The sequence below is a fragment of the Enterobacter sp. 61D5 genome, from assembly GCF_034107965.1.
GTDB classification, from domain to species: Bacteria; Pseudomonadota; Gammaproteobacteria; order Enterobacterales; family Enterobacteriaceae; genus Enterobacter; species Enterobacter cloacae_M.
This window is the reverse complement of the sequence record NZ_JAWNFK010000012.1, coordinates 86,642-105,591: the sequence shown is the minus strand read 5'-3', so window position 1 is coordinate 105,591 and position 18,950 is coordinate 86,642. Positions and strand designations below refer to the sequence as shown.

At 56.4% G+C, this 18,950-nt stretch carries 17 protein-coding genes; 5 read left to right on the top strand and 12 right to left on the bottom strand.

What is annotated here, in order from left to right:
• Positions 1-77 precede the first annotated feature (77 nt).
• Entirely contained in the window at positions 78-1,271 is a 1,194-nt protein-coding gene (lplT, locus tag UTM25_RS13660) for a lysophospholipid transporter LplT (RefSeq protein ID WP_047060028.1), read from the bottom strand.
• Positions 1,264-3,423 carry a bifunctional acyl-ACP--phospholipid O-acyltransferase/long-chain-fatty-acid--ACP ligase gene (aas, locus tag UTM25_RS13655; RefSeq protein WP_194401238.1) on the bottom strand — a complete coding sequence of 720 codons (2,160 nt, stop codon included), beginning with the start codon at positions 3,421-3,423 and terminating at the stop codon, positions 1,264-1,266. The genes lplT and aas overlap by 8 nt, the downstream gene beginning before the upstream one ends.
• 425 nt (positions 3,424-3,848) lie before the next feature.
• Here aas and galR point away from each other — a divergent pair, with 425 nt between their 5' ends.
• A complete protein-coding gene (galR, locus tag UTM25_RS13650; protein WP_023309052.1) occupies positions 3,849-4,865 on the top strand; it encodes an HTH-type transcriptional regulator GalR in 1,017 nt (338 codons plus the stop codon).
• Here the strand turns inward: galR and UTM25_RS13645 are convergent.
• A complete protein-coding gene (locus tag UTM25_RS13645; RefSeq protein WP_194401239.1) occupies positions 4,826-5,311 on the bottom strand; it encodes a GNAT family N-acetyltransferase in 486 nt (161 codons plus the stop codon). The two genes, galR and UTM25_RS13645, sit on opposite strands and share 40 nt — an antisense overlap.
• 219 nt (positions 5,312-5,530) lie before the next feature.
• On the opposite strand from UTM25_RS13645, the gene UTM25_RS13640 reads away from it, so the two are divergent.
• The gene (locus UTM25_RS13640; protein ID WP_194401240.1) at positions 5,531-6,568 is read left to right on the top strand and encodes a LacI family DNA-binding transcriptional regulator; all 1,038 of its coding nucleotides are present in this window, start codon (positions 5,531-5,533) and stop codon (positions 6,566-6,568) included.
• Here the strand turns inward: UTM25_RS13640 and lysA are convergent.
• The gene (gene lysA / locus UTM25_RS13635) at positions 6,538-7,800 is read right to left on the bottom strand and encodes a diaminopimelate decarboxylase (protein WP_194401241.1); all 1,263 of its coding nucleotides are present in this window, start codon (positions 7,798-7,800) and stop codon (positions 6,538-6,540) included. The two genes, UTM25_RS13640 and lysA, sit on opposite strands and share 31 nt — an antisense overlap.
• A gap of 121 nt (positions 7,801-7,921) precedes the next feature.
• On the opposite strand from lysA, the gene UTM25_RS13630 reads away from it, so the two are divergent.
• On the top strand, positions 7,922-8,848 hold the full coding sequence (locus UTM25_RS13630) for a LysR family transcriptional regulator (protein WP_194401242.1): 927 nt from the start codon (positions 7,922-7,924) through the stop codon (positions 8,846-8,848).
• Here the strand turns inward: UTM25_RS13630 and UTM25_RS13625 are convergent.
• The 7 genes from UTM25_RS13625 to UTM25_RS13595 all read right to left on the bottom strand — a co-directional run bounded on the left by UTM25_RS13625 (position 8,843) and on the right by UTM25_RS13595 (position 16,721).
• Complete coding sequence (locus UTM25_RS13625; RefSeq protein ID WP_063439911.1) at positions 8,843-9,535, bottom strand: aspartate/glutamate racemase; 693 nt, start codon at positions 9,533-9,535, stop codon at positions 8,843-8,845. The genes UTM25_RS13630 and UTM25_RS13625 overlap by 6 nt on opposite strands.
• Positions 9,536-9,623: 88 nt before the next feature.
• Positions 9,624-10,748, bottom strand: a complete 1,125-nt coding sequence (gene wzz(fepE), locus UTM25_RS13620) for an LPS O-antigen length regulator Wzz(fepE) (RefSeq protein WP_194401243.1) — start codon at positions 10,746-10,748, stop codon at positions 9,624-9,626.
• Positions 10,749-10,951: 203 nt separating this feature from the next.
• Positions 10,952-12,373, bottom strand: a complete 1,422-nt coding sequence (locus UTM25_RS13615; protein ID WP_194401244.1) for a sugar porter family MFS transporter — start codon at positions 12,371-12,373, stop codon at positions 10,952-10,954.
• 312 nt (positions 12,374-12,685) lie between these two features.
• Positions 12,686-13,447 carry a 2-dehydro-3-deoxy-D-gluconate 5-dehydrogenase KduD gene (kduD, locus tag UTM25_RS13610; protein ID WP_194401245.1) on the bottom strand — a complete coding sequence of 254 codons (762 nt, stop codon included), beginning with the start codon at positions 13,445-13,447 and terminating at the stop codon, positions 12,686-12,688.
• A gap of 63 nt (positions 13,448-13,510) precedes the next feature.
• Positions 13,511-14,347 carry a 5-dehydro-4-deoxy-D-glucuronate isomerase gene (gene kduI, locus UTM25_RS13605; protein WP_194401246.1) on the bottom strand — a complete coding sequence of 279 codons (837 nt, stop codon included), beginning with the start codon at positions 14,345-14,347 and terminating at the stop codon, positions 13,511-13,513.
• Between the two features lie 235 nt (positions 14,348-14,582).
• Entirely contained in the window at positions 14,583-15,761 is a 1,179-nt protein-coding gene (locus UTM25_RS13600; protein WP_126785823.1) for an acetyl-CoA C-acetyltransferase, read from the bottom strand.
• A 93-nt stretch (positions 15,762-15,854) separates the two neighbouring features.
• Complete coding sequence (locus UTM25_RS13595) at positions 15,855-16,721, bottom strand: LysR family transcriptional regulator (protein ID WP_194401247.1); 867 nt, start codon at positions 16,719-16,721, stop codon at positions 15,855-15,857.
• A 105-nt stretch (positions 16,722-16,826) separates the two neighbouring features.
• Between UTM25_RS13595 and UTM25_RS13590 the strand changes: the two genes are divergently transcribed.
• Positions 16,827-17,288, top strand: a complete 462-nt coding sequence (locus UTM25_RS13590) for a multidrug/biocide efflux PACE transporter (protein ID WP_194401258.1) — start codon at positions 16,827-16,829, stop codon at positions 17,286-17,288.
• Positions 17,289-17,407: 119 nt separating this feature from the next.
• A complete protein-coding gene (locus UTM25_RS13585; RefSeq protein ID WP_194401248.1) occupies positions 17,408-18,637 on the top strand; it encodes an amino acid permease in 1,230 nt (409 codons plus the stop codon).
• Positions 18,638-18,673: 36 nt separating this feature from the next.
• Here the strand turns inward: UTM25_RS13585 and UTM25_RS13580 are convergent, their stop codons facing one another.
• Positions 18,674-18,946 carry a GNAT family N-acetyltransferase gene (locus UTM25_RS13580; protein WP_008499687.1) on the bottom strand — a complete coding sequence of 91 codons (273 nt, stop codon included), beginning with the start codon at positions 18,944-18,946 and terminating at the stop codon, positions 18,674-18,676.
• Positions 18,947-18,950 lie beyond the last annotated feature (4 nt).

Sequence of the window (18,950 nt, the reverse complement as noted above, 5' to 3'; positions counted from 1 at the left end):
ACGCACGTTGCCGTTTTTAGGGTTTGCTCCCTCTCCCTGTAGGAGAGGGCCGGAGTGAGGGCATCAGACCGCACTTATCAGCGACGACGTTGCCAGATCCACAATCCCGCAATCGCCAGCGCAAACAGCCCGCCAAACCCGACGCCAATCCCCACCACCGGCACACCGACTTTTACCGCCAGCGAGTAGAGCCCCAGCATTAGCAGCATCGCCAGGTTTTCACCCAGGTTTTGTACCGCGATGGCATTCCCCGCCCCGACGGTCTGCTTGCCACGTTCCTGCAGCAACGCGTTCAGCGGCACCACGAAGAAACCGCCCAGAATACCAATCAGGATGAGGAGGACATACGCAGGCAATAATGCATGTTGCAGCGAGAAAATAAGCACCACGACGCCAATCAGGATCCCTGCGGGCATGCAGCGTGCTACCGTCTCGAGCGTCACCAGCTTCGCCGCCGCGCCTGCCCCCACCACAATGCCGATGGCCACCATCGCATTAAGATAGGTCGGCGTCGCGTTGTCGGTAATTCCAAGCGCCACCGGCACCCACAGCACCAGCAGGAAGCGCAGCGTGACGCCCGCGCCCCAGAACATACTGGTTCCCATCAGGGAGAAACGCGTTTCTCCGTTACGCCACAGCACGCGACAGGCGGTAAAGAAACTGCCGGTCATCGGTTTAAAGCGCCAGGATTGCCCCGGGCGAGCCACAGGTAGCTTAGGAATAAACAGGTTCGCCACAACTGCCCCGCCATACACCACCGCGCAGATGCCCAGTGCCGCCAGGACATGCCAGTCGGCCAGTACGCCGCCCGCGACGGATCCGAGCAGGATAGCGGCAATGGTTGACGACTCCATCAGACCGTTGGCTTTCACCAGCTTATCCCCGGTGGTCAGCTCGCCGAGAATGCCATACTTCGCCGGGGAGTAGGCGGCGGCGCCAATGCCCACCAGCGTGTAGCCAATAAACGGATTGAAGCCAAAGCAAATGCTGGCGGCACCCAGCAGCTTGAGACCGTTGGCAAACATCATCACCCGGCCTTTCGGGAAACTGTCCGCCACCTGCCCTACAAACGGAGCAAAGATAATGTAAGCGCCCACAAACACCATCTGCAGGATCGGCTGGCTCCAGTCGGGGTAAAATTCGGCCTTCAGCAGCGCCAGAGTGGCAAACAGCAGCGCGTTATCACCGAACGCAGAGAGAAACTGTGCGGCGATAACGGCCATCATGCCTTTCGATCTGAGCGATGTGTTAGTGTGTACTGACTCACGCATTTTGCTGTTCCGCCTCTTCAACCATGCCTTTCAGGGTCACGAAATCGGGCTTCCCGCTACCCAGCACCGGGAGCTGCTTCAGGTAGCGAATATCGCGCGGCACCGCCAGTTCAGGAATACCGTGTTCACGCGCATAGCTCAGTAACCTGTCGCGCTTAAGCTCAGCGTCAGTCGTAAACAGCACCAGCGCCTCGCCTTTGCTGGCATCACTCTTCACCACCGTCGCATGCATTTTATCCGCGGAGACGGCCGTCGCCAGCTGCTCAACCATTTCCAGAGAGACCATTTCACCGGCGATTTTGGCGAAGCGCTTCGCGCGTCCCTGAATCTGTACAAAGCCTTGTTCATCAAAACGGACAATATCACCGGTGTCGTACCAGCCGGTTTCAATCTCGCCGTTAACGTTTTCCGCCGTCGGCACCTCAAGCACGCCTGGGTTTTCCACGCGCAGATAACCGTTCATCACGTTTGGCCCTTTCAACTGCAGACGGCCACCGTCCTCAATGCCCGGCACGGCCAGCAGACGCGCATCCATCCCCGGCAGAATTCGACCCACCGTACCCGGCTTCGCCGCCATCGGTACGTTAATCGAGACCACGGGAGCACACTCGGTAACGCCATAACCTTCGAGAATGCGCAGGCCAAACTTGTCCTGCCAGATCTGACGCGTGCTCTCCTGCAGTTTTTCCGCACCGGCCACCACATACCGCACGCGATAGAAGTCATACGGATTGGCGAAGCGCGCGTAGTTGCCGAGGAACGTTGATGTGCCGAACAGGACGGTGCAGTTACGGTCATACACCAGCTCCGGCACAATCCGATAATGCAGCGGACTTGGGTAGAGGAACACTTCTGCGCCGGTCAGAAGCGGCGTAAACAGCCCCACCGTCAGGCCAAAGGAGTGGAACAGCGGCAGCGCCGACATAAAACGGTCATTCGCGGTAAAGTCGGCAATGCTTTTGATCTGCTCAACGTTCGCCAGAATGCTCTTGTGGCTGTGGACGACGCCTTTCGGGTTGCCCTCCGAGCCCGACGTGAAGAGAATGATCGCGTCATCTTCCGGCTGCTGTTTGACCTGCGCCAGACGCGGCATCAGCAGGTGAGCAAAAATCCACAGCTTGTCGCCGGTGGTCACGTCCGCTTTCAGATCCTCCAGGAAGACCCAGCGCACCTGAGTGAGCTGCTCGGGAAGATGCCAGAGCTTGCCTTTGTCCAGGAACTGACGAGAGGTAAAGACGGTATTAATCTGGGCAGCGGTGATGGCGCTGGTCAGCCCTTTCACGCCCGCCGTGTAGTTCATCATTGCCGGGATGCGCCCCCGGGAAACCGCACCAAAAATCACCGCCGCGCTGATGCCCGCGTTAGGCAGCATCAGGCCAATCTTTTCGCCCTTTTTGCTGTACTTCTCCAGAATGCGGCCCACAAACAGGGTCTTAGTCAGCAGCTTGCGATAGGTATCCGGGGTAAAGTTGATGTCTTCGATGCAGTTTTTCTTCGCGCCATAGCGGTGCTGCGCGGAAAGCAGAGATTCGTACAGCGTTTCGCGCGGGCGCACGGCCATGCGCGCTTCCATCATAATCTGATGCAGCATTTCCCCGGCGATTTTACGGCGATCGCGGGCACGCGGCGCGTCCGGCATTGGTAACGACGTGGGCGGCAGAATATGCAGCGTGATTTTTGGGAACAGACGCTGCTTCACCAGCCCTTTCAGGCGGCTGAAATACGTTAGCTCTGCGCCTTCAATGCGCAGCGGCACCACGGTCGCTTTTGATTTCGCTGCAACAAACCCCGCGCCGTCGTAGATTTTCATCAGCGAACCGGTCACTGAAATACGCCCTTCCGGGAAAATAACCACCGGACGCCCCTGCTCAACCAGACGCACCAGATGCTTAATCATCATCGGCTTTGTCGGGTCAAGCGGCACAAAATCAATCAGCGGCGTGAGCCAGCGCATGTACCACTGCTGGCTGATAGAGGTATAGACCGCAAACACCGGGCGCACGGGTAAAAATAGCGCCAGCAGAATGCCGTCTATAAAGGAAACATGATTTGGCGTGATAAGAACGCGTTCGCCGCGAAGCGCCTGGGCATCGCCAGTGACGCGGATGCGAAAAAGAATGCGGAAGAGTGTACGGAAGAACCCAAATAGCATCTCAACTCCCTTTGCCAGCCAGTGTGGAGGGTTGATAGTAAATGGTGGCAGATTACACGAGAAGTGATACGGGAGCGACAGCAAAAGTGGAGGCGAAAAAAAACCTGCGCATCCGCGCAGGTTGGTGCAAGAGATGAGTACGAAACCGTACTAAGAATTCTCACCAATCAATACCTCTGGGATCTCGACTGTATCAATCCTGTTAACGTGCCCGCTATCAGACAATCGCAACAGCCTGACGCAAAGTGTAACCAAAGGTTCAAATTGACATTCTTCAGACATGACTGCGCGTGTAACGCTTACACTACCAGTGTTGTCCTGCATCACGTTTGTGGAGAGCGAAAATCCGCTCCCCTTGAATGCGCGGCGCTTTTCCGCAACACTATTTGGTGTGTAAACGCTTACCCCCAATAAGAAGGTAATGAATGGCGACAATAAAGGATGTGGCCCGTCTGGCAGGTGTGTCTGTGGCAACCGTCTCTCGAGTGATTAACGACTCCCCGAAAGCCAGTGACGCATCGCGCCAGGCGGTACAAACGGCCATGGAATCCCTGAATTATCATCCCAATGCCAATGCCCGCGCGCTTGCCCAGCAGTCCACCGAAACCATTGGGCTGGTGGTGGGTGATGTTTCTGACCCTTTTTTCGGCGCCATGGTGAAAGCGGTTGAACAGGTCTCTTACCAGACTGGCAATTTTTTGCTGATCGGCAATGGCTATCATAATGAGCAAAAAGAACGCCAGGCCATCGAGCAGCTGATCCGCCACCGCTGCGCCGCGCTGGTGGTTCACGCCAAAATGATCCCAGATGCCGAGCTGATTCACCTGATGAAGCAGATGCCCGGAATGGTGATCATCAACCGCATTATTCCCGGGTTTGAAAAACGCTGTGTGGCCCTCGACGACCGCTACGGCGCCTGGCTTGCGACCCGTCATCTGATTCAACAGGGTCATACCCGGATTGGCTATCTCTGTTCCAATCATCCGATTTCTGATGCGGAAGACCGCCTGCAGGGCTACTACGACGCCCTGCGCGAAAACGGCCTGCCGTGTAATGACCGTCTGGTGGCCTACGGTGAACCGGATGAGAGCGGCGGTGAACAGGCCATGACCGAGCTGCTCGGTCGCGGACGAAATTTCACGGCGGTTGCCAGCTATAACGACTCGATGGCCGCAGGGGCAATGGGGGTGCTGAATGACAACGGGATTGAGGTACCGGCAGAAATTTCGCTGATTGGCTTCGATGACGTGCTGGTCTCTCGCTACGTGCGCCCGCGTCTGACCACCGTGCGCTACCCGATTATCACCATGGCAACGCAGGCCGCCGAGCTGGCGCTAGCGCTGGCTGAACAGCGCCAGCCGCCGGATATTACGCATCTGTTTAGCCCGACGCTGGTTCGCCGTCACTCCGTAGCATCGCCTGCGGAAGCGCAGAGCGAATAACGATAGAGGTGAACCCGGGTGTTGGGGTATTCCAGCCCATCACCGATATACTGCCAGCCGTAACGTTCGTAGAAGTCGCGGCAGGCAGACCAGAGGTGCAGTTCTTCATATCCCGCCTGCGCGGCCCAGGTAATAACGTGCTGCTGTAGCTTTCCTGCCAGCCCCTTGCCTCGCGCCGCGTCGTCAACGTAGAGCGCCGCCAGCCACGGAAAGAGATCCTGACGGGTGATCAAATCGCAGCGCCAAAGCCCTATCGTACCAACAAGCTGTTCGTCTTCTACGGCGATAAAGGTCAGCGGTAATGCTCCCGGCGTCTGGCTGTGCTCAATAATGCTGTGGAAAAATTCCCGAGAAAGCCCTTCGCCAAAGGCCTGCCAGAGCCAGTCGGTGACCTGCTCCGCATAGTGCGGTGCCTGGTAAAGCGGGAGGATGACACTCTTTTTCACGTTTCACCTGCGTTTTCTCATGTTTTGCTGGCCTGTCGCCCCAGCCCGGTTCGGCGATTATTTTACCAGAGTCAGACTATTTAGTTTTACTTCACGCAGGCCAGACGAATCGTGACCAAAAAGCGTGATCGTGGCAGAAGTTTTGCGCTTCCCGCATCGCTTATACGCCGTGAGGTCTGTGTTAAACTGCAAATCATTACGTGGAAGCAGGAATGTAGAATGGCAACAATGCTGGATGTCTCACTGCGTGCGGGCGTGTCGAAGGCTACCGTCTCGCGCGTGCTGAACGGCACAGGTCAGGTTAAAGAGAGTACGCGTCAGCAGGTCTTTGCTGCGATGGAAGAGCTGGGCTATCGCCCGAACTTTCTCGCGCGTTCGCTGGCTAACCAGACCAGCAACAGCATTGGCCTGGTCGTCTCGACCTTCGACGGCTTTTACTTTGGTCGTCTCCTCCAGCAGGCGTCGCGGCAGACGGAAACTCATGGGAAACAGCTGATCGTCACCGACGGTCACGACGCGCCGGAACAGGAAGAACAGGCCGTGCAGATGCTGGCCGATCGCCAGTGCGATGCCATCGTGCTTTACACGCGCTACATGAGCGAAAAAGCGATCGTCAAACTGATGAACACCGTGAAAACGCCGCTGGTGGTCATTAACCGCGAAGTGAGCCAGGCGCCGGATCGCTGCGTGTTTTTCGAACAGCAGGATGCCGCATTTAAGGCCGTGGATTACCTGATCGCCCAGGGCCATCGGGAGATCGCCTGTATCACCGTTCCGATCCACACCCCAACCGGGAAAGCGAGGCTGATGGGCTACCGTAAGTCGCTGGAAAAGCACGGCATTCGCCTGGACGAGCGTCGGATAAAGTACGGCGATGCGGGAATGACGCGGGGATACGAGCTGTGCAAGGAGTTGATTGCCGACGGTGTGCCGTTTAGCGCCCTGTTTGCCTGTAACGACGATATGGCCCTGGGGGCGTCCAAAGCGTTACACCAGGCAGGGATTAAAATTCCGCAAGATATTTCACTGTTCGGCTTTGACGATGCCCCAAGCGCGAAATGGCTGGAGCCTGCGCTCTCATCGGTTTATCTGCCCATCGACAATATGATTGTCACGGCCATCGATCAGGCGATCCGGCTGTCAAAAAACCAGCCGGTCGATGCCATCCCGCCGTTTACCGGCACGCTGGTGTTACGCGATTCGGTTACAACGGGGCCGTACTTTCATCAGATGAGTTCTAAAGCCAGCAGTTCCTGAATGTTCTGACGACGACGGATCAGCCGTGCCTTGCCGTTATCAAACAGCACTTCCGGCAGCAGCGGGCGGCTGTTGTAGTTAGATGACATCGACGCCCCGTAGGCACCGGTATCATGCAGCACAAGATAATCACCCGGTTTGACCTCTGGCAGCGCGCGGGTCTCCACTTTGCCGCCTTCCTGCTGGGTAAACACGTCACCCGATTCGCACAGCGGGCCCGCAACGACCGTCTCAACGCGCGGCGCCTGCGTTAAATCACGGCCGTCGGCGGCCAGGGCGGTAATGTGGTGATAGCTGCCGTACATGGACGGACGCATCAGATCGTTAAAGCCTGCATCAATCAAGACGAAGTGGCGAGACCCCATCTCTTTGACGCTACGCACCTGCGAAACCAGCACGCCGGCTTCCGCCACCAGGAAACGACCCGGCTCAATTTCCAGCTTCACCGCGTGACCCAGATGCGCGGCGATTTGGTCACGCGCAGCGCTCCACAGACCGTAATAGTGATCGGTATCGATCGCCTCTTCGCCTTCGCGATAAGGAATGGAGAGACCGCCACCGGCAGAGATCGCCTCCAGATCCTGACCGAAGTCGACAACCTGGCGCACCATCGCGCCGCACACCTGCTCCAGGTGGCCGTAATCGACGCCAGAGCCAATGTGCATATGAATACCCACCAGCTTCAGGCCGTAGCGCTGTAATACCTCCAGCGCAGCAGGCATATCGGCATACCAGATCCCGTGCTTGCTGTTTTCGCCGCCGGTATTAGTTTTTTGGCTGTGACCATGACCAAAGCCCGGATTCACGCGCAGCCAGACGCGATGGCCGGGAGAAACCTGACCCAGCTGCTCCAGCATATCCACAGAACCGGCGTTCACCGGGATCTGCAGTTCGTGGACGCGCGCAAGCGTCGCATCGTCGATCACATCGGCGGTGAAGACGATCGCGTCGCCGTCGGCTTTCGGATCGAATCCGGCCGCCAGCGCGCGCTCGATTTCGCCAAGCGAGACGGAGTCGACCTTCACGCCCTGCTCACGCATCAGGCGCAGAATATGAATATTTGAGCACGCCTTCTGGGCAAAACGCACCACGTCAAACTGATGCAGGGCGGCGATCCTCTCGCGAACGATCTGCGCGTCGTAGACCCACACCGGGCAGCCAAACTCGGCGGGCAGGCGCAGCAGGTTGTCGGCGTTCAAATCGGTATCAGTCTGGTTCAGCGGGCGTGGCATGGTCTTCTCCGGGTAAATGCGTTTTCATGATTACGCCACAGCGCAAAGAGAATAAAAAATATCGTTTTATCGCGAGTCTATGCAAAAATGATATGGACAGTTATCTGCTTTCAGGTGCCCTATGCCCGCCGTCAATTTACGCCACATTGAGATTTTTCACGCCGTGATGACCACCGGCAATCTCACCGAAGCCGCACAGATGCTGCATACCTCGCAGCCGACGGTGAGCCGCGAGCTGGCCCGCTTCGAGAAAGTGCTGGGGCTGAAGCTGTTCGAGCGTACCCGGGGCAGGCTTCACCCGACGGTGCAGGGGTTACGCCTTTTCGAGGAAGTCCAGCGCTCCTGGTACGGACTGGACAGAATAGTGAGTGCTGCGGAAAGCCTGCGCGAGTTTCGCCAGGGCGAGCTCTCGATCGTCTGCCTGCCCGTCTTTTCGCAATCCTTTTTGCCGACGCTGCTGCAGCCCTTTCTGGCCCGATACCCGGAGGTCAGCCTCACCATTGTGCCTCAGGAATCCCCCCTGCTTGAAGAGTGGCTTTCGGCCCAGCGTCATGATTTAGGCTTAACCGAAACCCTCTCCACGCCGGCGGGAACGGCACGCACGGAGTTGATCTCGTTAGATGAAGTGTGCGTTTTGCCCGCCGGGCATCGGCTTGCCGGTAAGGCGGTGCTCACACCGGAGGATTTCCACGGGGAAAACTACATTAGCCTTTCGCAGACCGACAGCTACAGACAGCTGCTGGATACGCTATTTGCCGAGCATCAGGTCAAACGGCGAATGGTGGTGGAAACGCACAGCGCGGCTTCGATTTGCGCGATGGTGCGTGCAGGCGTCGGCGTCGCGGTGGTGAATCCGCTCACGGCGCTGGACTATGCCGGAAGCGGGATCGTCATCCGCCGCTTTAGCGTCTCCGTCCCGTTCACCGTGAGCCTGATCCGCCCGCTGCACCGTCCGGCTTCCGCGCTGGTGGACGCGTTCACCGAACACTTAAAGGAGCACGCGCGTCAGGTGGCGCTTCGCTTACCTGACCTGCAAAACCCGTTATGACAGCATAAACGCCACGGCATCCGCGGCATGGATGGCGGTGGTATCGAATACCGGGACGGGGCTTCGCTCGGCCGGCACCAGCAGGCCAATCTCGGTGCAGCCAAAGATCACCCCTTCAGCCCCCTGCTGCGCGAGTTTATCGATGACGCTGACGTAATACGCGCGGGAAGATTCGGTGAAGGTACCGAGGCAGAGCTCGTCAAAGATAATCTGATTGATGCGCGCCCGATCTTCTTCATCCGGGATCAGGCTCTCGATCCCAAATTCACTGTGCAAGCGCCCGCGATAAAAATCCTGTTCCATGGTGTAGCGTGTCCCCAAAAGCGCTACGCGGCGCATCCCGGATGCCGCAATCGCACGCCCGGTTGCGTCCGCGATATGCAGAAACGGCAGCGCGCAGCGGTTCTCAATATGCGACGCCACTTTGTGCATGGTATTGGTACAAAGCACGATACCCTCGGCGCCGGCGCGCTCCAGCCCCAGCGCCGCCTGGGCCAGGATCTCCCCGGCTTTATCCCACTCCCCGCTCGACTGGCAGGCTTCGATTTCATGGAAATCAACGCTATGCAGCAGCAGGCTTGCGGAGTGCAGACCGCCCAGACGCTGCTTTACCCCTTCATTAATCAGGCGGTAATAAGGGATTGTCGATTCCCAGCTCATTCCACCTAACAGGCCGATCGTTTTCATCATCCCTCCTTATCTGTGTTTCATTTTTAACACAACCGATGCACATAAAAAAAGGCGCTGTATTCAGCGCCTTTTTAAACTGCAGAGCTTATTCCGCTACCGGCTCCGGCGGCGAAGTACGGGCGAGCATCGCCTCGCGCAGTAAAACGCTACCGCAGGCAAACAGGCCCCCCAGAAGCGCCGCCAGAACGACAATCAGAGCCTTGCCCGGGCCATCCTTTTTCACCGGCATGGAGGGAGAAAGCTGGTATATGAATGGCTCAAGTTTAACATCGGCAAAGGAGAGCTTTTTCAGCTGTGCGAGGTGGTATTCCCGGTTCTGGAAATCCGCATTCAGCTCGGTCACGTCCTTCAGATTTTTTTCGATCTGCAGCTTTTGCGCGATACCGTCAGCGCCGAGTGCAACGGAATAATCCGGGTCATCTTTTACGGCCTGCCCGTTGCTGTAAACCGGTTTCTTAATGCCTGCGGCATTCGCCACTTCCAGCGAATAATTCAGTCGCTGCAGGTTGGTATTGTGAATATTGGTCAGACGGACACGATCCAGTTCCAGCTGCTGCTCAACGACGTTCTTTTTCAGGGCGATCTGGTTGCGGATATTCTGCACCGTCTCTTTTTCAACAATAGCCGCGATATAATCGATGTATCCATTCAGGACGGCTTGCGCATCGTCAGCTGTCGGCGCAGTGAAGCTCAATGTCCAGGAGACAAAAGGCGCTTTATCCGCGTCTTTTCCCTGAGCGTCATTCACCGCTTTCATTCTGTCTGAAATGTTAACTATCGCCCGATGCAGCTCAAGCGGATCCACCTCGGCATTTTTAAGTTGTGACATCACGTAAGGAGAGGATTTCAGGTACTCTTCGAGCAATGACTGCGACTGAAACTTTTTAATAAACATGTCAAAGACTTCCGGACGGGAAATTTTCGCGTCCACGTCAAGTACCTGCAACGCTACCATCATCTGGCGCAGCGGGTTCCACTGCGACGATTCTGCCTGAGTGATCACTGCTTTACTGGTCCACTTCTGCGGCAGTAAAAATGAAATGGCCAGCCCCGCCAGTGCAAAAGCAAGGGTAATGGTGACAATGCGTTTTTTGGCCGCCAAAAGGACCGCTAATAAACCGAAAAGATCAATTTCTTTAGCGTGTATTACCGGGGAGGCATAACGGGGAAAATCAAGATCGGTGCTTTTTTTGATATCCATCTCAGACATAGACATTCTTCTTTTTAGGATGCGTTTCATGTTGCGCAAATAACAGCGGTGTTCCGATGATACATTATCCTAAGAATTATCATAAGTTCAAATCCCTCTATTCATCCTTCCCTGCCAGAGTTGGTAGTGAATTTCATTACGTTATTATTGTAATGACTAACCATTTTACCAACTCTGACTTGTGTTGAACGCTTAAACAGGCATTACGATCGCAAGCCGATATTCCGCAGCTTCTCCCCAGCCATCAGCTTGCGTTCGATATGTTCCAGCGTCACGCCTTTGGTTTCCGGGATCAGCCAGAACGTGACGCCAATAAATGCGACGTTCAGCACCGTATAGAGCCAGAAGGTTCCCGCTGCGCCAATCGCGTCCAGCAGCGTCAGGAACGTCGCGCCGATGATCATGTTCGACACCCAGTTGGTGGTCGTGGAACAGGTGATGCCAAAGTCACGGCATTTGAGCGGCTGAATTTCGGAGCACAGGATCCACACCACGGGCGCGGCGCTCATCGCGTAACCTGCGATACACATCATGGTCATACCGACAGAAAGCCAGGAAAGCCCGCTTGAGGCCGTGCCGTTATCAAACTGCATCAGGCAGTAGCCGAGAATCAGCGTGCCGATCGCCATTACGCTAAAACCGATTTTCAGCGCCGGTTTACGCCCGGCTTTGTCCACGGTGAATACCGCAATAAAGGTGGCGAACATGAAGGTCAGCCCGACCACCAGGGTTGCGATCATCTGCTGTTCCGTAGTGGTGAATCCGGCCATTTTGAAAATGCGCGGCGCGTAGTACATGATGATATTCATGCCGGTGAACTGCTGCATCGCCTGAAGCAACATGCCGAGGAAGACGGCACGGCGCACGTTGCGGTTGATCTTAAACAGCGCCCAGCCGCCCTGCTTCAGCTTCAGGCTTTCGCGGATCTCGTTCAGCTCTTCGCGCGCTTTTTCCGAGGTATCACGCAGCATGCGCAGGACCTCTTCCGCCTCCACGTGACGCCCTTTTTGCGCCAGCCAGCGCGGACTGTTTGGCAGGAAAATCACCAGCACGATCAGCACCAGTGCCGGTAAGGCCAGCACGCCCAGCATCGCGCGCCAGTTGCCGCTGTAGCTGAAGTAGGTATCAGACAGGAACGCAAGCACAATACCCAGCGTGACCATCAGCTGATACATGCTGATCATCTTGCCGCGCACGTTTTCACTCGCCATTTCGGAGAGATAAAGCGGCGCCGTGTAGGACGCAATCCCCACCGCCACGCCCAGCAGCACGCGTGAGAGCAGGAGGATTTCAACGTTAGCGGCAAACGCCGAGCCAATGGAGCCGGCAACGAACAGAATTGCCCCGACCATCAGGCTATATTTGCGCCCCAGGCGGAACGACAGCCAGCCGTTGAACAGCGCCCCGATGGCCGCGCCGAGCATCATGCTGCTCACCACCCACTCCTGCAGGCGACTGCTGAGGGTGAAGTGATCGGTAATAAACGGTAATGCGCCGGCAATGACGCCGATATCCAGTCCAAATAACAGGCCCGCCACGGCGGCGGCAATGGAGACAAACTGGTTCATGCGGCGAGTATCGCGCAGCGCAGCGGGCATTAGGGTAGAGTCATTTATCGATGTCATATTTTTCCTGCCTCAACAGCAAAATTCGTTAACTGAAATTACGAGAAAGCGAGGAAAAGTGTCAGGCCGGAAATCGCGAAGTTATGGATTATTCCGCTACGGCATGCGGTTCTGTGATGGACATTACAATTTCAACTCATGGCGAATAATCACGCTTTTTTACTAATCATTTAATAATTAAGCAATAAAAGTGTGATTGCCGTCATTAGTGATTTTTTAGTATGGATTTTTCATCTTTATCGATATGGACTAAGCCAATTATTGCGCAAAAAAACCTCCGCCCACGGGCAGAGGTTCTCAATACGGGTGGAATTAACGCGCCAGCCAGCCGCCGTCTACAGCCACGGTGTAGCCGTTGATGTAATCCGATGCGGAGGAGGCCAGGAAGACAACCGGCCCCATCAGATCGCTCGGCAGGCCCCAGCGTCCCGCAGGGATACGCTCCAGGATCGCCGCGCTGCGCTCTTCGTCTGCGCGCAGTTGCTGCGTGTTGTTCGTCGCCATGTAGCCCGGCGCAATCGCATTCACATTGATGTTATGTTTCGCCCATTCGTTTGCCAGCAGGCGGGTCACGCCCATTACGGCGCTTTTGGACGCGGTGTAAGACGGCACGCGGATGCCGCCCTGGAACGAGAGCATAGAGGCAATATTGATGATTTTGCCGCCTTTCCCCTGCGCAATAAAATGCTTCGCCACCGCCTGTGACATAAAGAATACGCTCTTGATATTCAAATCCATCACGTCGTCCCAGTCGCGCTCGCTGAAGCCGATCGCGTCTTCGCGGCGAATCAGCCCGGCGTTGTTCACGAGAATGTCGATGTGACCAAATTCCGCCACTGCGCGCTCCAGCAGGCCAGGAATGGCATCGATTTTACGCAGGTCAGCGGTCAGGCTCAGGAAACGGCGGCCCAGGGCCGTCACGCGTTCGATGGTTTCAGTCGGATCAACGATATTAATCCCGACGATATCGCAGCCCGCTTCCGCCAGGCCTAACGCCATCCCCTGACCCAGCCCGGTGTCGCACCCGGAAACCACGGCCACTTTTCCCTGCAGAGAGAATGCATCCAGAATCATGTTTATTCCTTACTCTTTCAGAGCCTGTCACTCACAGGCAGGTTTATGCTTCACCGCCCGCGACTAGCGCAGATCGCCGACCGCAACGTGGTCCATATCATCAAAGACCTGGTTTTCACCCACCATTCCCCAGATAAAGGTGTAGGCTTTCGTCCCTACGCCGGAGTGAATGGACCAGCTCGGTGAAATCACCGCCTGCTCGTTGTGCATCACGATATGGCGCGTTTCCTGCGGCTGTCCCATCATGTGGAACACGCAGGCGTCCTCATCCATGTTGAAGTAGAAGTAGACTTCCATGCGGCGCTCGTGGGTATGGCACGGCATGGTGTTCCACAGGTTGCCCGGTGCCAGCTCGGTCAATCCCATACTGAGCTGGCAGGTCTCCAGCACGTCCGGCACGAAGTATTTGTTGATTGTGCGGCGGTTGCTGGTGAGGTTGTCGCCCAGCGTCACGGGTGCGACGTCGGCCGGGGTCACTTTTTTGGTTGGGTAGGTGGAGTGCGCCGGCGCGCAGTTATAGTAAAACTTCGCTGGCCTGCTGCCGTCCATGCTGGCAAAGACCACGTCTTTCGCCCCTTTACCCACGTACAGCGCCTCGCGGTGGCCAATCTCATAGCATTTTCCGTCTACGGTGATGGTGCCCGGCCCGCCGATGTTAATCACCCCCAGCTCGCGACGCTCGAGGAAATAGCTCACGCCCAGCTGTTTACCGACCTCACCGCCCACGGAGACGCTTTTCGTGACGGGCATAATCCCGCCCACAATAATGCGGTCGATATGGCTGTAAACCATGGTGTACCTGTCGGCCTCGAATACCTGCTCGACTAAAAATGCATTGCGCAGCCCCTGAGTATCGAGCGTTTTGGCGTGCGCACTGTGGATGCTTTCTCTGACGTCCACGGTAACCTCCAGATGTGGTCATGCCCGAAGGCGGAAATAAACGAAACAGCGTTCCGTTTTTCATAATGAGCACATACTATCGGCATAAAGTGGGCTTTTCAATTATATTTAAAACAACGTTTCATTTTTATTTTTGTTTATAGCGGAAATGATGTTCGGATCACAATTCAACCGCCGGGAGAAAAAGGACGCGAAAAAAAACCTCCCGGAGGAGGTCATTTTGTTTGAGAAGAGGTTAGCGTTCGATGGCCAGCGCCACCCCTTGCCCGCCGCCTATACAGAGTGTGGCGATCCCTTTGCGGGCATTGCGCTTCTTCATTTCGTGGACCAGCGAAACCAGGATCCGGCAGCCGGACGCACCGATAGGATGACCCAGCGCGATCGCGCCGCCATTAACGTTGACCCGCAGGGGATCCCACTCCAGCATTTTTCCGACGGAGATCGCCTGTGCGGCATAGGCTTCGTTCACTTCGATCAGATCCACATCCGAAAGCTGCCAGCCCGCGCGCTCCAGGCAGCGGCGGGTAGCGTAGACCGGTGCGATCCCCATTAGCGCAGGATCAACCCCCACGCTGGCGAATGCTTTAATGCGGGCCAGGACCGGAAGATCGAGTTCAAGGGCTTTGCTTTCGCTCATCATCATGACGGCGGCAGCGCCGTCGTTAATGGAAGAGGCATTTCCCGCCGTCACCGAGCCCTGCATTTCAAACGCGGGGTTCAGCCTCGCCAGGCCTTCAGCGCTGGCGTCGGTGCGCGGCTGTTCATCGGTATCCACGAGGATACGCTCGCCGCTCTGACGCTGCGTGCTGACCGGGACAATCTCGTCGCGAAAACGACCGGAATCAATCGCCGCACGCGCTTTTTGCTGCGAGCTTAGCGCATAGGCATCCTGCACCTCACGGCTGATGCCGTACTCGCGCGCCAGGTTTTCCGCCGTCACGCCCATATGATAGTCATTGAACGCATCCCACAGCCCGTCATGCACCAGGCTGTCGAGCAGCTGACTGTTGCCCAGCTGTGCGCCGGTTCGGCTGTCGGTCAACACGTGCGGCGCGCGGCTCATATTCTCCTGCCCGCCCGCGATGATCACGTCAGCTTCACCACACTGAATGGCTTGCGTGGCGAGATGCAGCGCTTTTAATCCTGAGCCACAGACGTCGTTGATGGTGATGGCCGAAACGGTATTGGGCAGCCCGCCCTTCAGCGCCGCCTGACGCGCAGGGTTTTGCCCGGCACCGGCCGTGAGGACCTGTCCCAGGATCACCTCATCAACTTCATGTGCTGCGATCCCGCTGCGTTCCACCAGCGCTCTTACGACCACGCTGCCCAGGTCAACCGCCGAGTGACGCGCGAGCGCTCCCTGAAAACAGCCGATAGCTGTACGCAACGCACCCACTATTACGACATCTTTCATCACGACCTCTGTGTTAAATGACATGACGATAGTAGAGGATTGTTACTGGCAATTATCTTAATTGTTTAAAAATAGTGAGTTTAATCACAAGGATCAGCGCGCATCCTGCAGATACTGCCGTAGCCAGCTTCCGGCAACGCCGGGAGGGGAGCGTTTATTCCACAGCAGATCGATGCCGATCGCCCGCGGCCAGCCGGGAACATTGAGCTGTACCAGGGATTTCGCGGCGGCAAATTCATCCACCAGCGCACACGGCAGCACGCACCAGCCAAATCCCTGTACCGCCATACTCAAGAGTAACAGGTAATTCGGCGCTGACCAGACGGGCCCGCGCGCGATCTCAGCCTCGCGCTCAAGATAGGTGCTGAGCCGCAGCTCGCGCCAGCCGTGCAGCTCGTCATGCTGAACGTCATGTTGTCCGGCCAGCGGATGCGTGGTCGCGACGTAGATCGCCATGCGGGTCTGCATCGGCAACCGGATGGCGCCTATATCCGTAGGATAACCGTCTCGCGCTTCGGTGAGGCCAATCTGCGCTCGCTCCTTTTGCAGAAGATCGATCACGTCCTCCTCCTCGCCAATCAGACATTCGAATTCCGTATGGGGAAAACGCGCGTCAAACTGTTTCATCATATCTTCCAGCACGTCCGGGTTGAGGGTATCGGAAAGGACAAACGTCAGACGCGCCTCCGTTTGCGCCGTGAGCGACACCGCCAGCTCATCCAGCCGCGCGCTGGCGGCCAGGATGGCCTGCACGTAGCCCAGCACCTGTTCTCCCTGGGCCGTTAACACCGGCTGGCGCGCCGAGCGGTCAAACAGCTCAAAGCCCAGATCGGCTTCAAGATTGGCAATGGACGTGCTGATCGTCGACTGGCTTTTACGCAGCCGGCGTGCGGCAGCAGAAAAAGAGCCCGCCGCAACGGTCTCGACAAACGCATTAAGGGCTTCGGGTGAATAGCGCATAACCTATCTACTTTAACGATGGATACTATCTTTAATATATCAGCTTTAGCGATGAAAATAGGCTGCATCAACGCCCATACCGGCGAATTAATGAGGTCTATGACTATGCAACATCAGGATGCACTCCAACGTAAGCTGCCGGAGCGGATCTTTCATGCTGTCTGTTTCGAAGGGATTGCTACTGCGATCCTCGCCCCAACGGCGGCATGGCTAATGCAGCGTTCCGTGGTGGAGATGGGCGGGTTGACCATTGTTCTGGCCACCACCGCCATGCTGTGGAACATTATTTATAACTTCGGCTTCGACCGTTTCTGGCCCGTTCAGCGCGTCAAACGTACCGCAAAAGTGCGTGCGCTGCATGCGCTGGGGTTCGAATGCGGGTTTATTGTGATTGGCGTGTCGATTGTCGCCGCCGTGCTGGGCGTCACCCTGCTTCAGGCATTAACGCTGGAAATAGGTTTCTTCCTGTTCTTCCTGCCCTACACCATGTTCTATAACTGGGCATACGATTGCCTGCGCGAGAAATTTCTTAAGCGTCGCCAGCAACGGCGCGCCCTGGCAGGCTAAACCGCCTCTGGCCGGACACCCGTTCCGGCCAGACTCCGTCGAAGCAACTGCGCTCTTCAGGCATAACTATGGTAAATTGCACGCCATTCCGATGGTTTGATAGTTGATACGTTGCTCTAATGTCGAAAATTTGGTCAAAAGATGAGACTCTCTGGAGTTTCGCTCTCTATGGCACGGCCGTGGGCGCAGGAACGCTGTTCTTGCCCATTCAGCTGGGCTCCGCAGGCGCTATCGTCCTGTTTATTACCGCCCTCGTGGCCTACCCCTTAACCTACTGGCCGCACCGGGCGCTGGCGCAATTTATCCTGTCGTCGAAAACAAAAGGCAACGAAGGGATCACCGGCGCCGTTTCGCACTATTACGGCAGGAAGATCGGCAACCTGATCACCACGCTCTATTTCATCGCCTTCTTTGTGGTGGTGCAGATTTATGCGGTGGCGATCACCAACTCGTTAACCGAACAGCTGGCAAAACACCTGACGGTGGATACCACCGTTCGCGTACTGGTCAGCCTGGGCGTGGTGCTGGTCCTGAATCTGATCTTCCTGATGGGACGCCATATCACGATAAAAGTGATGGGCTTCCTGGTGTTTCCGCTGATTGCCTATTTTCTGTTTGTCTCGCTCTATCTGACCGGGAGCTGGCAACCCTCGCTGCTGACCAGCCAGATGGCGTTCGATCGCCATACGCTGCATCAGGTATGGATTTCGATTCCGGTGATGGTGTTTGCTTTCAGCCATACCCCGATTATCTCCACGTTTGCCGTTGACCGTCGCGAGAAGTTTGCCGACGGCGCCATGGATAAATGCAAGAAAATCATGAAGGTGGCGTACCTGATCATCTGCCTGAGCGTGCTGTTCTTTGTCTTCAGCTGCCTGCTCTCAATTCCGCCGTCGTACATTGTAGCCGCCAAAGAGGAAGGGGTGACGATCCTGTCAGCGCTGTCGATGATGCCCTCTTCACCGGCGTGGCTGGGGATTTCCGGGATTGTCGTGGCGATTATTGCGATGTCGAAATCGTTCCTCGGCACCTATTTCGGGGTGATTGAAGGAGCGACGGAGATCGTGAAGTCGTCGCTGAATCAGGCAGGCGTGAAAAAGAGCCGCGCCTTTAACCGCGCGATTTCCATTATGGGGGTGTCGTTAATCACCTTTGCCGTCTGCTGCATTAACCCGAACGCCATTTCGATGATTTACGCCATCAGCGGCCCGCTTATCGCCATGATCCTGTTTATCATGCCGACGCTGTCGACGTATCTGATCCCCTCACTGAAACAGTACCGCTCCATTGGCAACCTGCTGACGCTGATCGTCGGCGTGCTGTGCGTGTCGGTGATGTTTGTCGGCTAAACGTGCTCGTGCCCGGCGTGTTGCCGGGCGCGTGATTTACGCCCGAATATCGTCATATTCCCGCGTTTTATCAAACTCATGTTTCGCGAACGGGCACAGCGGGATAATTTTACGGTTCTCGCCGCGCATCTTCTCCACCACTTTCGCCACCAGCTGTTTACCGACGCCCTGCCCTTTCAGGCTCTCATCCACATCGGTGTGCTCGATAATGCTCAGATGCTCGCCGGTCGGCACGAAGACAATCTCCGCGACCTGGTTGCCGTTCGCATCATTCACGTAAAACTTGTTATGGCCTTCCAGAATATCCATGGTT

Coding starts and splice junctions, on each gene's coding strand:
- lplT (WP_047060028.1), bottom strand. CDS start 1,271: ATGCGTGAGTCAGTACACACTAACACATCGCTCAGATCGAAAGGCATG.
- aas (WP_194401238.1), bottom strand. CDS start 3,423: ATGCTATTTGGGTTCTTCCGTACACTCTTCCGCATTCTTTTTCGCATC.
- galR (WP_023309052.1), top strand. CDS start 3,849: ATGGCGACAATAAAGGATGTGGCCCGTCTGGCAGGTGTGTCTGTGGCA.
- UTM25_RS13640 (WP_194401240.1), top strand. CDS start 5,531: ATGGCAACAATGCTGGATGTCTCACTGCGTGCGGGCGTGTCGAAGGCT.
- lysA (WP_194401241.1), bottom strand. CDS start 7,800: ATGCCACGCCCGCTGAACCAGACTGATACCGATTTGAACGCCGACAAC.
- UTM25_RS13630 (WP_194401242.1), top strand. CDS start 7,922: ATGCCCGCCGTCAATTTACGCCACATTGAGATTTTTCACGCCGTGATG.
- UTM25_RS13625 (WP_063439911.1), bottom strand. CDS start 9,535: ATGAAAACGATCGGCCTGTTAGGTGGAATGAGCTGGGAATCGACAATC.
- UTM25_RS13615 (WP_194401244.1), bottom strand. CDS start 12,373: ATGACATCGATAAATGACTCTACCCTAATGCCCGCTGCGCTGCGCGAT.
- kduD (WP_194401245.1), bottom strand. CDS start 13,447: ATGATTCTGGATGCATTCTCTCTGCAGGGAAAAGTGGCCGTGGTTTCC.
- UTM25_RS13600 (WP_126785823.1), bottom strand. CDS start 15,761: ATGAAAGATGTCGTAATAGTGGGTGCGTTGCGTACAGCTATCGGCTGT.
- UTM25_RS13595 (WP_194401247.1), bottom strand. CDS start 16,721: ATGCGCTATTCACCCGAAGCCCTTAATGCGTTTGTCGAGACCGTTGCG.
- UTM25_RS13590 (WP_194401258.1), top strand. CDS start 16,827: ATGCAACATCAGGATGCACTCCAACGTAAGCTGCCGGAGCGGATCTTT.
- UTM25_RS13585 (WP_194401248.1), top strand. CDS start 17,408: ATGTCGAAAATTTGGTCAAAAGATGAGACTCTCTGGAGTTTCGCTCTC.
- UTM25_RS13580 (WP_008499687.1), bottom strand. CDS start 18,946: ATGGATATTCTGGAAGGCCATAACAAGTTTTACGTGAATGATGCGAAC.